The following is a 13,259-nucleotide window of genomic DNA, read 5'->3' on the forward strand; positions in this document are numbered from 1 at the left end:
TTATAAAGCGATTGATAGAAGTCGAGTCCAGAAATTAGGCCGTTTTCCTGCCCAATGATCCGGTACCGTAGGATAAAATACTCTATCCGCTAATAAATCGCGTTCATTTAATCGGACGTCACTAAGTAAATCTTTCTTATATTCAACATCTAGTTTAGAAATTACATCTACATAGCTACCATATTGATTGTTCATCACATCATAACCAGTACCAAAGAAGTGTATTAGACCATTCGTATATAATTCAATAGCTTTCGTATAATGCTCAGAATGATGTGTAAAAGACATAATATTACATTCAAATAAAATACCCTTATCAACCCATTCCAATAGTTGTTCAGGTTTATTAAAGAAAAGGTCATTACGTTCCACTTCACTTATGATAGGCGTGATGCCTAAGTCACATAAAGTCTGTAACCACGCATCTACATGATATAACTTACAATCTTGTGGAATAGTAACTAACATAAAATGACTATTACCTAATACAAGTGATTCTTTATGATTGCGTATATAGTCAATCATACCATCACCTAACTCAACAACGGCACCATTATGTAATGTAACCGGTATCGCTTGTTCAGATACTACTTGTGTTAAATTTTCTACCTGCTCCACTACTGACTCAACAACGGTCTGTACATTTAGCTCATTAACCTTAGGTGTACAAAAAATATCTGTAATACCAGAACGGACTAAATCTTTAACCATTTGCACAGATTCAGCCATGGATTGAGGTCCCTTTCCATCTGCCATAGCTGGCAAAATATATGTATGTAAATCTAAAATGCGTTTCATCTTCTTCCCCATTCTCATCTTTATATCGCCCCTTACCTCGATATAAATCTCTTAAATATAATCTCTTTAATTGCTTAAATTCATTTTGTATTCATATTATACCAATGAATCTATGTCTTGAAAAGTACCTATACCTAAACTTTTGATAATATTTGATTGCTTAAAATTAAAGATTATTTAATAATTTCATTTTGTTTTCACAAAAAAACAAGGCTCCTATAAATAACTCATAGAAGCCTTGTATATTTAATTAAAATCCATCTATTAACTATGCCGTATTCTTCGATAAATAGACAGTATAACTTGTACGACAGCAACACCAATGATGACGCCGGCTGTATCGATTGCTACATCGCGAATCGATGCATGTCTACCAATACTTGCAAGTTGCAAGCATTCATCCATAACGGCAATAACTAATCCTATAATAATCACTTTAAGCCCTGCATATTCACGATTAAATTGATGCAATGCTACATACAAACATCCACCAAGTACAGCAAACTCGAACACATGCGCCATCTTGCGGACAATGCGATTTAACGACCACATGTCACCGGTAAGGCCCAGCTTATACAGAATCGGACTTAACCATTGTGTCATCTTGAGACTCAAACCATCTGAAGAAATATCATTTTGTAGCGAATTATCCCAGATAAAAAGGATAACGAGAACAACTAAAGTAAAGCTTATCCAATGTTTCTTTAACATCTACTATCACCGCCACTAATCTCGGTCAAAAATATCTCTAGTATAAACTTTATCTTTTACATCGGCTAATGATTCATCCCAACGATTGGCTACAATCACATCACTAACACGTTTAAAATCATCAAAGTTTCTAATGACTGGTGAGTGGAAAAAATCATCCGCCTCTAGTGTTGGTTCATACACAACAACGGCAATCCCCTTTGCTTTAATACGTTTCATGATACCTTGTACAGCAGAAGCTCTAAAATTATCGGAATTTGTTTTCATTGTCAATCGGTAAATACCAACAATCTTAGGGTCTTTTCCGATGATGGCATCTGCAATGTGATCTTTTCTTGTCCGATTTGCATCAACAATGGCAGATATTAGGTTCTGTGGTACATCATTGTAATTGGCAAGTAATTGCTTTGTATCCTTTGGCAAGCAGTAACCGCCATATCCAAAGGAAGGATTATTATAGAAATCCCCAATACGAGGATCTAAACATACGCCATGAATAATCTCACTCGTATTTAATCCACGCACCTCTGCATAGGAATCTAGTTCATTAAAGTAAGCTACACGCAATGCTAAATAAGTATTAGCAAACAATTTAATGGCCTCTGCCTCTGTAGAACCAGTGAAACATAAAGGTATATCATCTTTAAGAGCACCTTCTGCTAATAAGTGAGCAAACGTATGCGCTCGTTCAGAATCTTCACCAACCACAATACGAGAAGGATATAAATTATCATACAAGGCCTTACCTTCACGCAAAAACTCAGGAGAAAAGATGATATTATTCGTATTAAATCGTTCTCTCATCTGTTCTGTATAACCTACAGGAACCGTTGATTTAACAATCATAACCGCATCAGGATTAATATCTAAAACTGTTTTAATAACAGATTCTACGGATGATGTATCAAAAAAATTCTTTTGTGGATCATAATTGGTAGGTGTAGAAATTATAACATATTCAGCACCTGTGAAAGCCTCGTTAGGATCTAATGTAGCACGAAAATTTAGCGATTTATTCTTTAAATAGTCGGCCAATTCTGAATCAACAATAGGTGATTCTTTACGATTAATCATATCTACCTTTTCAGGAATGATATCCAGTGCAACCACTTCATTATGTTGTGCTAATAATACGCCATTTGAAAGGCCAACATAGCCCGTACCAGCTATTGCTATTTTCATTTATTTACCATCCTTCATATAAAAATCTTTATACCATATTGCAAAACGTCTTAAACCTTCTCGAAGTGTTGTACTCGGTTTAAACCCAAAATCTGTTTCTAATGCAGATGTATCAGCATATGTAATCGGCACATCTCCAGGTTGCATCGGTACGAGTTCCTTATGGCGTTCCATGTTAAAATCTGCTGGTAATACACCAGCGTCTATTAACTCTTCACCTAAAATCGTCACAAAGTCCAATAGATTTTCAGGACTATTATTACCGATATTATAAATTGCATATGGTGGTACTGGTAATCCATCAGCCCCATTTCTTCGTTCAGGAGCTACTTGCATAACCTTATATACGCCTTCAACAATATCGTCTATATAAGTAAAGTCACGCTTACAATTACCATAGTTAAAGATTTTAATTACTTCGCCTTTGCGCAATGTGTTTGTAAATCCAAAGTATGCCATATCAGGACGCCCTGCTGGTCCGTACACAGTAAAGAACCGAAGGCCTGTACATGGGATGTTATACAACTTAGCATAGGAATAAGCTAATAATTCATTAGATTTCTTTGTAGCTGCATATAAGGACACAGGATTATCTACTTGATCATCTGTAGAATAAGGAATCTTTTTATTAGAACCATAAACAGAAGAGGATGATGCATATACAAGATGTTCAACACCTTTTGCCCCATTATCATACGAATGACGGCAACATTCTAATATATTGTAAAAGCCAATAATATTTGATTCTATATATGCGTCTGGGTTCGTAATAGAATAGCGTACACCTGCCTGTGCTGCTAAGTTCACAACTACATCCGGTTTATATCTATCAAAAATAGATTGTAAAAACTCTTTATCCGCTATATTCCCTTTTTTGAATATCCATTGATTATCATGTTTTACGGAGGAAACAATCTGTTGAAGTCTATACTCCTTTAAACTCACATCATAATAATCATTAACAGAGTCAACACCTATGATGAGGCTATTTTCAATATTATTAAAAAGCGCCATAACAAGATTGGCACCTACAAATCCTGCAGCCCCAGTAATGAGAATTACCTTGTTATGTAATGATACATTTTGTAAAAGCATAGTCTGTCCTTTCCTTTAGGAACGTCTTAGTCGTGCTAAGGCGCTATCCCATATTTTAGCAAGTACAACCCTCTCCGTTGGAAATAAATACAACACAACAAGATACGAAATAAGACTGACACATATACAGAAAATCGTCCAAATCATACTATTATACACATGCAACAAAACATAGGAACCAATACCTACAATGGCGGAGGTAATGATATAGGCTTTAATATTAAAAATTACACTCCACGCATTCATCTTCACATACACAGCTAAGAGATATAAAAGTACACCAATCATTTGAATCCGTACTATAGAACGAGCATAGACAAATGTAGTGAAATCATATTGAACACATATGTATATAACCGGAATTAATACGATGAGATGTAACATCTGTGCAAGGAATGAAATATTTGGCATTCCCTTAGCACGAAACGCTTCAGATATTAAATATGAAATAGCGGTCACGAGAGATGAGCTTAATGCCCATGATCCTAGCACTATTCCGGCTAACTTCCACTGAGGTCCCAATAAAATTTGTACAATAAAATCTTGATATACAAACATACCAACACCTAATGGAACCAAAAATAAGGCCATATATCGTTGAAATGTTAAAAATGTTTTTTCAAACTCCTCTTTACTATGTTGATGTCGTGATAAAGCAGAGAATAAAACAGGAGCCATCGAAGATGTAGCAATAGCCATAACAGTAGTAACTATAGCTGTTGGCATCTTATAAACGCCAAGATAATATGCGTTCAAAAAATGACTAATAATGAAGGTATCTACCCATGCCGTAAGCCATATAGAGAATGCCTCCGCCAAGGACCATGCACTAAAACTGAACATATTACGAAATATAGGATACGAAAAATAGATGGATATCAATTTTTCTTGTCTCACACATAATGCAATAGCTGTAAATAGTTGTGCCACTAAAAGCCCTGCAATCAAAGACCAATAATCAAAACCTGCTAATGCCATTGGTATAGATACGAACAAAGGAGTAATGATAGTAATCATTCGTATGCTTAAGAGAAATTTGAAGTTAAAATTTCTTCTATACATTGCCATTTGAATGCTACTAAATGCACTCAATGGTAACATAGCCCCCATCACAGCTAAAGGAATACCTAATCCTTCATTGCCAACCAATGATGCTAACTCATCACGGCAGACAATGATAGCAATCCACAATACAATAGCTAGTACTATATTGGAAATAAATGCAACACTAACACTTTTCTGTTTAGCCTCTTCACTTTCAAATTCGTATTGAACAAGAAATTTCTGAAATCCCGCATCTGCTAACATTTCCGCAAATGAAATAACCATCATTATAGTGGCTAAAATACCAAATGCTGTAGGGGCCAAAATATGTGCCAATATGATATTTGTAATTGGTGTAATAAGCTTTGCTAAGATCTCCGTTATAAGTGACCACTTAGCAGCAGCTACAACTTTAGTATCCATTGATATTCAAATCCATTTAATCACGATTTATATTCTTTAAGCCTTGTAAAAATAACTCATGATGCGCTTCACATGACAAATAATTCTGTATTGCTGTAAACCCATTAATCGTTTTTGTAGGTGATTTTAAATTTATAGACTCCATATCACCATTTTCGAATAATATACGATTTATATCTGTAGGAACAAAATCAGCTCCGATGTATACCTTCAAGATGTAACCACTCTCCCATTTCGTAATCAAACTCCATTGGTTCCATCTTTATAAATCCTGCGCCAGGATACAATGTTAATTCTCCAATATAAAGATGATCATTCACGTCATAAAAATCAACCCGTAAAAACGGAAAATCCTTAGATAATTGTTTGCATAATGATCTCATTTCTTCATAGTGTGGCGGTTTTTCAAATGTTTTGTTAGAGGGCTCATAATGAAGAACGGAAAGATTAATATAATTCCAATCCTCATCATAATAGTTCATACGTGTTCCACCTTTAGAAAATCGTTCAGAACAAACTACAGTTAGCTTTGGTTCTCCGTGAAAGGAATACATCTTATAGTCTAATAAATCTGCATTTCCTAACTCATCTATATACTCTTCTACTAAAATACGGCGACGTACATTTTTATAGGGCCATTCACGAGCTATAAGATAAAAATCACGCTGTAAAGATTTATTAATAATTTGACGTGCTCCTTCTTTATCAAACTTAGACTTATCTTTACAAATTACAATACCACCACTGTCATGAGTGCATTTCAGTACAAACTGATTCGGTAATGCATCAAAATCAATTTCATCAAAAGAATCCCATACACCTAAAGTAGGAATGATGTACTTTGAGTCAATCCTATCAGCTAAATACTTTTTAGCCTCATACTTATCAACCATAGTAGTATATATGGATTTACGATCATATAATTTCATCCACTGCATCTTTTCACTAAAGGTCTGTGGATTATCTAAATTTAATGGATATCCCATATATTGAGGAAATATCCTTCGTAGAAACGCTTCATCGCTTAAGGAATCATAAGCACCCATTTTTATCATCACCCGTAAACGGTAATAAGGATCAGAGATGAACCGCTTTCCCTTGGTCAAGATTGTTTGTATGTTCATGTAATTTCTTCCTTTTAGCCCGTAAAATCTGAACTTCTATAAAAAATAACATCATATAAAAGTAAGTACTTTTACTTTCATAGGAAACCAAACCCATATCCATAACTAATTGAGACATAAGTAATATAAATACCATGACATATTCATTGCTGTGAAAATCATGATATCGTATCATGTTATAAACGAGATAGGCATACATGGAGTAGTATGTGACCACACCTATAACACCAGTACCCGCCAGTAATTCAATGTAATTATTGTGAAGGTAGTAATTTTCTCGACCGAAAATAGAGTATGTATATACCGCAGGATTATTAATCCCAACGCCTATAATTGGAGACTGATGAAATAAATCCCAACCAATATCGACTAAGGCCATGCGAACAATAGCAGAAGAATCCCCACCAGTGCCTGTGAAAGCATCTACCATGGAACTCATACGTTCTAACACTTCACTAAAAATAGGTAGCTGTAATATACCTATAAAAGCAATAATTAGTATGCTCAAATAAGCTACTAATTTAGCTAAGGAATTAACAATATTTTTACTACGAAAGCTTTTGAATACGAATAATAAAACGATACCTATAACGACAAATACCAATGCTTTCCGACTACCTGTAGCCGCCAATATACCTAATGTTGGTAATGCTATGATGTTCCACCATCGCGGTTTATCGTACATCATATAATACACGGTCATTACAATAGCATTGGCACCTAATAGTCCTACTGTATTTGCATTTAATGCATCATTTGCTATACGAGCCGATGATGAAAGAACATTGATAAAATAATCGAGCCCATAGTAATACACCGTATAGAAACAGACAATATATCCTGTCCACATACCGATTTTCAATAAGGAATCAACTGATTTTTCTCGCTGAAAGCACATATACAAAACAATGAGCATGCAAAATATTTTTACAATATCAAAGCTTCTACTCATGGCTACAGATGGATCAAGAGCATTTAGAGAACTAAGATAGCAAACGCCTATGAATAGTAGCATATACATATGCATCCATGTAAATGACACTGTAATTCGCCCCTGGTCTCGTACGAGATAACATAGTATTAATCCAAACAAGCATACGAATAGCACATAAGCACCGTAATCTGCATCGCCGAGGGCGAACGATATGGTCAATGAAAGTACAAGAAATACTAATGTTATAAACCATATAAGACGATTAGATATGGTCGTAATATTTAACTTCAATACTGTCCCTCTTCTCTCAATATATGTACATCACAACACTAATTTTTCTATAAAATATCAATCCAACGTTTAGCAATTTTACTTAGTGGGAATGTATCTCGCACCTTGATTGCTTCAACAGATATACGTTTAGCCAACTCAGGACTTGCTAAGATGGATTTCATTTTTTCATACATCGTTTTCGTATCCCCTACAGGCACTAGTAATCCATTGACACCATCTTGAATGACCATACGCGCACCGCCTACCGGGCAATCTGTAACAACTACAGGTAGCCCCATTCCCATAGCTTCTAACATGGAGTTAGATATGCCTTCAAAATCAGACGATGACACAAACATTGTACATGGTCGCTCTTGTTCCAAGATGTTAGTTGCGAACCCCGGTAAAAGAACTCTGTCTGTTAATCCTAAATTTGCAATTTGTTGACGAAGTTCATCCTCTAGGACTCCTTGACCATAAATGACAAGTTTATATTCCTTAAACTCATCTGCCAACATGCTAAATGCATTAATCATCATAGGTAAATTCTTTTGCGGATGCAATCGACACGCGGTTACAATAATCTTTTCACGTTCCCCTTCATAAGGTTCTGGTAAATTGCCATTAATCGGATTCGGAATGATATGCCCACGGCTTTGTATAGACTTAGAGAAATATGATTTCGCATCTTCAGTTTGAAATACTAAGGCATCAGCAAATCGAAACGCAAAGTCTCGAAGCATTTGTTGATGTTTGCCGACAGGCACCTTACGTGGATTATTTCGTTCAGAAAATACCATGCGATTTTTCACAAACCACGAACTAATAGCCAATATAAAACTGGACGCACTCAGAAATGATAAACACGTTGCATTAGGACGTTGTTTTAATATGCCAATAAGTGCTTTAATTTCTTGTAAAAATCGAAGAATCTTATTGGAACTGGTCGTATGTATTTGAATTTGCTCTATACCTTCTGGCAATGCATATTCGGTGCCATAGCGATTGGGACTTGTTTGAATAACTGTAATCTCGTGTCCATCATGATGCCATTGGCGAGCCAATTCTGTTAAAATTCGTTCAGCTCCGTCATTACCGAGGGAAATCGTAACAATAATAATTTCTTTACCCATTTTGACGCTCCTCTGTGATATATTCGGCTAAACGTATATATGCGTCTTTCATTGTTACCTTTGGTTCCCATGATAGATTGCGCATCTTCCTAGAATTTAAAAACATATGAACTGTAGGCGCATAGCCAAAGGAGGATACATTTTCAGGTATATCAAAGACAACAGAAACTTTATCGCCCCCCACATGGCACGCTACTAAATTGGCAATACTAGCAATACTACGAGTTTCCTCGTCATGGCACACATTATAAGCTTCGCCCATATCACCTTGGGTCATCAAAATAATAATGGCCCGCACTGCATCCGTAATATAACAGAAGTTGGACATGGAATCGCCCTTAGTATGAAGGATAATATCACGACCATCCAAGGCATGTTGGGTGAACTGCATAAACACCCGATTATCATCTAACGGCACACCAGCGCCGAAGGTCTGCGCAAGGCGAGCGATTTTAACAGGAACACCAAATTCAACAGCATAGGATTTACAATAACATTCGCACATACGCTTACTTTCAGAATAGGAACTACGAACGTTTAGATGATCTAAATATCCAATGCGATCCTCCGTCATAACTTGACCAGATTCATAAGGTATACCATACTGTTCCATGCTCGATAGATATACCATACCTAAAATCCGCTGTTCTTTTCCCAGTTCTAACATACGTTCCGTACCATGTATTGATGTACGAATCGTATCCACCGGATGTTCTACAAAATATTTAGATTTTGTAGGGGCAGCCCCATGCATAATATAGTCACATGCTATAGTTAGAGAATCTAATGGCCTATCAACAAATGTGATTGCTTGTGAATTTAGAATATCCCCAAACATAGAATGTGCCTTTTCTATATTGCGCACATGGCATATGACATGTAATGAAAGATGGTAGGCATCATTGGCGGCTACTAATGAACGAGCCACCATAGAGCCTATTAAACCTGTAGCACCTGTTACAAGTATTGTCTTATCCTGAAACGCCTTAAATATATGAGAATCACCTATAATTTCTTGTATGTCTCGTTCAACAACCGTATTAATTGCCCTCACCTCCACTTTCTCTATTTTTTAATATACCTGTGAACATATAATAATCTGATGGGGTTGTAATCTTAATATTTTCAGGTTCCCCCCATACGGGGTACAAGGGATACCCATAGTGCATCATCATAGATGCAGAATCGATAAAATCATGAATTCCTTCAGCTATTGATGTATCATGAACTGAAAGAATATCAACGAGCCTAAAACTTTGAGGCGCTTTTGCCATCAAACATTGTTGACGATTTAAAATCGTTTTGATTTCTCCATCATCAGTAACCATAACTGTTTCAATAGCAGGAGTTACCGTAATGGCACTCCCCTTTGTTTCAACAGATCGTATATTTCTAACAATGGTAGAACGATCAACCAAAGGTCGTACACCATCATGAATTAGTACTGTTATATCATCAACACCATATAATCGTTTCACTTCAAGCAAACCGTTATATTGAGAGTCCAGTGCAGTCTCGCCACCTGGAACAATGGATACGATTTTTTGAAGGCCTTCTTTTGCTATCAGAGCCTTTGCATAATCCATCCAGTCTGACTTACACACTAATACAATGCCATCAATGAAGGGTTCTTCTTCAAAAATGGATAGTGTTTGTATCAGTATAGGCTTACCATTCCATTCAAGGAATTGCTTTGGCATTTTATCATTTTTCATACGGGATCCTACGCCACCAGCAAAGATAACTGCTATTCTTTTCATAGAACCTCCCTTAACTATTAACGATGTGTATTTACTAAATAATGAATGCCCTTGTAATTGGTATAACTACGATCCATATCGATATATACGGCATCATGCTTTGCTACACGCTGTTCCACTGGGGGCAATTGCATATAGTCGCCCCAAATCAAACGTAAGTATCGTTCATAACCAGCCATAACGGGAATTTGATGACCTTCAAATTCCTTATATACAACGTGATCAAAATCTTGGCGTGGATGGCGTAGCTTCATACCTTTCAAACTACCAATCAGTTCCGTTACTTCATGGGATGTGTCAAAATCATATTGGCTCATTTGTTTTTCTGCAAAGCGCCATATGTGATAACGCCACGAAGGTTTAGAAATCACCTTATAAATGCACCCAGCCAACATGCGATATACCTTGCCCTTGTTATCAGGCAACCGTTGTGCATTAAACAAGGCAAAGGTCATGGCCCACATTAATTGAAAGAATCGTTTGACAGTACCCTTGGGACAGCCATCGATGGGCATAATTTCAAGGGCTAATCCATGACAAATATCTTCATTCACACTATGGCGATTGATGAAAGTCGTTTCTTCATCGCGAATTGATGCACCCGCATCATGATAGATCTTATCTCTCGTTGTTCTACAATAGGTATATCGTTTATCACCGTGTATAGGCCAAAGTTCAGCCAATCTTTCATAATCAGGACGAGGCATAAAAATATCTAAATCATCATCCCAAGGGATAAACCCTTTATGTCGAATAGCTCCTATAAGACCGCCACCACATAAATAGAATCGTAGATTATGAGCATCACAAAATTCTTTAAATACTAAAAGCATATTCAATTCTTTAGCTTGTATATCATGAGCTGTTGTTTCTGCCATACTACCTTTCTAACGTATAACGGCCAATACCGTTTCCACCATAACTTTTAATTCTCCAATGAACGAGAATTCTTTAAGACTCCGTAAATTCCATTCCATCTTTGCAGGTAATACATTATGAATATAGCAATTATCTACATCATCTGCCGCATCTAACAAGGTATCTTCATCCTTATACCGAATACTAGCTACACTCGTTACACCTGCAGGCAGTAACAATGTCGCTTTCATTTCATCTGTATAAGCTGCTACATACCTTGGGACCTCTGGACGCGTACCGACAAAACTCATGGTACCTTCCAATATATTTATCAACTGAGGCAATTCATCGAGTCGACATTTTCGCAAAGCCTGTCCTACAGATGTAACACGCATATCGTCTTTAGACGTAACTTGTGCACCAAGCTGTTCAGCATTTTGTACCATAGTTCTAAACTTGTAAATTCTAAAAGATTTACCATACTGCGTGACCCGTTCTTGTCTAAAGAATACAGGACCTTTACTATCCAGTTTTATCCATACCGCTAATAATAGAAATATGGGACTTAATACTACTAATAGAATGGCTGCCATTAAGCGATCAAATACAGACTTAAGCATTAAATCACGACGTTTGGATGCTAAAATGTCGTAATAAGGACGAACTGCTTCACATCGCATATCATTGGGCAACTCCTGCCATGATTTACAAATCATAATGCACCTAAACATTCTTTAAATGTATGAATCACATAGCTTACCTCTTCATCTGTCAAATTAGTATGAAGGGGCAATGTAATTTCATTTTTGAACTGATCATATGCATTCGGATAATCATCGATAGAAAATCCCAAGTTTTTATAAGCCGTATGCATTGGAATTGGCTTATAATGCACATTTGTAGCAACACCTTTTTCTGCCATTCGTTCAATTAATTCATTCCGTTGTTCTGCGGTTGCATCATTGATACGCACTAAATATAAATGACCACTACTCATATGCTCATCCGTATAATGAGGTACTACAGATACAGGACAATCTTTAAACGCGTCATTATATCGATCAATAATTTCACGACGCCGTTCTAATAGGCCAGGATATCGTTCTAATTGGGCCAATCCAATAGCAGCCATAATATCCGTCATATTGCACTTATAATAGGTACCTTTAATATCATATTCCCAGGCCCCCATCTTAGTTTTGGCCAATGCATCCTTATCCTGACCATGTAAAGATAATAGTTGAAATTCCTTATAGAGAGCTTCATCATCAATGCCCTCAATATGATTCCACGTAGCACACCCACCTTCAGCAGTGGTAAAGTTTTTTACCGCATGAAAGGAAAAACTACTAAAGTCAGCTACATTGCCTGTATGCATCCCTTTATAGGTTGCACCAAAAGAATGTGCACAGTCTGCGACGATTGGAATTCTACCTAAAGCACGTTGTATATCATTACTTGGTACAAATAAAGATTTTGCATCATTTACAATTGTAAATAAACGGTCATAATCACAAGGTACACCACCGATATCGACAGGAATAATGGCCTTTGTCTTATCGGTTATGGCAGCAGCCACCTTATCATAGTCCATTTCATAAGAATCAGGTGCTGTATCGATTAATACTAGTTTTGCCCCTACATGAACTACAGGACTTGCACTAGCCGTATAGGAGTAAGCACTAGTTATAACTTCATCACCTGGTCCAATACCCAATACGCGAAGAATCATTTCTAAGGCTGCAGTTGCTGAATTTAAGCACACTGCCTTTGGCGTCCCTAAATACGTTGCAATACGTCGTTCTAATTCCTTAGTACGTGGTCCAGTTGTAATCCAACCACTTTTTAACGCTTCTACCACCTCATTGATTTCTAATTCTGTAATATCTGGAGGAGAGAAATTAATTTTCATAGCTTTCACCTA

At 36.6% G+C, this 13,259-nt stretch carries 13 protein-coding genes; all 13 read right to left on the minus strand.

Annotation, left to right across the window (positions count from 1 at the left end):
• Nucleotides 1-816 (minus strand): CpsB/CapC family capsule biosynthesis tyrosine phosphatase, encoded by an 816-nt coding sequence (locus HMPREF1151_RS02160; RefSeq protein ID WP_009660916.1) that lies wholly within the window; start codon nt 814-816, stop codon nt 1-3.
• A 246-nt stretch (nt 817-1,062) separates the two neighbouring features.
• The gene (locus HMPREF1151_RS02165) at nt 1,063-1,509 is read right to left on the minus strand and encodes a VanZ family protein (protein WP_009660947.1); all 447 of its coding nucleotides are present in this window, start codon (nt 1,507-1,509) and stop codon (nt 1,063-1,065) included.
• Nucleotides 1,510-1,524: 15 nt separating this feature from the next.
• A complete protein-coding gene (locus HMPREF1151_RS02170; protein ID WP_009660906.1) occupies nt 1,525-2,691 on the minus strand; it encodes a nucleotide sugar dehydrogenase in 1,167 nt (388 codons plus the stop codon).
• A complete protein-coding gene (locus HMPREF1151_RS02175) occupies nt 2,692-3,786 on the minus strand; it encodes an NAD-dependent epimerase/dehydratase family protein (protein ID WP_009660941.1) in 1,095 nt (364 codons plus the stop codon). It lies immediately after the preceding gene.
• A 15-nt stretch (nt 3,787-3,801) separates the two neighbouring features.
• Nucleotides 3,802-5,253 carry a lipopolysaccharide biosynthesis protein gene (locus HMPREF1151_RS02180; protein ID WP_009660918.1) on the minus strand — a complete coding sequence of 484 codons (1,452 nt, stop codon included), beginning with the start codon at nt 5,251-5,253 and terminating at the stop codon, nt 3,802-3,804.
• 191 nt (nt 5,254-5,444) lie between these two features.
• Complete coding sequence (locus tag HMPREF1151_RS02185) at nt 5,445-6,377, minus strand: ATP-grasp fold amidoligase family protein (protein ID WP_009660909.1); 933 nt, start codon at nt 6,375-6,377, stop codon at nt 5,445-5,447.
• Nucleotides 6,331-7,602, minus strand: coding sequence for an O-antigen ligase (locus tag HMPREF1151_RS02190; protein WP_005376844.1), 1,272 nt, complete (start codon nt 7,600-7,602; stop codon nt 6,331-6,333). The genes HMPREF1151_RS02185 and HMPREF1151_RS02190 overlap by 47 nt, the downstream gene beginning before the upstream one ends.
• A 47-nt stretch (nt 7,603-7,649) precedes the next feature.
• On the minus strand, nt 7,650-8,717 hold the full coding sequence (locus HMPREF1151_RS02195) for a glycosyltransferase (RefSeq protein WP_009660902.1): 1,068 nt from the start codon (nt 8,715-8,717) through the stop codon (nt 7,650-7,652).
• Nucleotides 8,710-9,777 (minus strand): NAD(P)-dependent oxidoreductase, encoded by a 1,068-nt coding sequence (locus HMPREF1151_RS02200; protein WP_009660897.1) that lies wholly within the window; start codon nt 9,775-9,777, stop codon nt 8,710-8,712. Before HMPREF1151_RS02200 ends, HMPREF1151_RS02195 begins: the two co-directional genes overlap by 8 nt.
• Entirely contained in the window at nt 9,758-10,477 is a 720-nt protein-coding gene (locus tag HMPREF1151_RS02205) for a 2-C-methyl-D-erythritol 4-phosphate cytidylyltransferase (protein WP_009660935.1), read from the minus strand. Before HMPREF1151_RS02205 ends, HMPREF1151_RS02200 begins: the two co-directional genes overlap by 20 nt.
• 17 nt (nt 10,478-10,494) lie before the next feature.
• Nucleotides 10,495-11,355: a phosphorylcholine transferase LicD gene (locus HMPREF1151_RS02210; protein ID WP_005384240.1), complete on the minus strand. Its 861-nt coding sequence runs from the start codon at nt 11,353-11,355 to the stop codon at nt 10,495-10,497.
• Nucleotides 11,356-11,364: 9 nt separating this feature from the next.
• Nucleotides 11,365-12,051, minus strand: a complete 687-nt coding sequence (locus HMPREF1151_RS02215; protein WP_038141163.1) for a sugar transferase — start codon at nt 12,049-12,051, stop codon at nt 11,365-11,367.
• The gene (locus HMPREF1151_RS02220) at nt 12,048-13,247 is read right to left on the minus strand and encodes a DegT/DnrJ/EryC1/StrS aminotransferase family protein (RefSeq protein WP_009660938.1); all 1,200 of its coding nucleotides are present in this window, start codon (nt 13,245-13,247) and stop codon (nt 12,048-12,050) included. The genes HMPREF1151_RS02215 and HMPREF1151_RS02220 overlap by 4 nt, the downstream gene beginning before the upstream one ends.
• Between the last annotated feature and the right edge of the window lie 12 nt (nt 13,248-13,259).

Source organism: Veillonella sp. ACP1 (assembly GCF_000286635.1).
Taxonomy (GTDB): domain Bacteria; phylum Bacillota; class Negativicutes; order Veillonellales; family Veillonellaceae; genus Veillonella; species Veillonella atypica.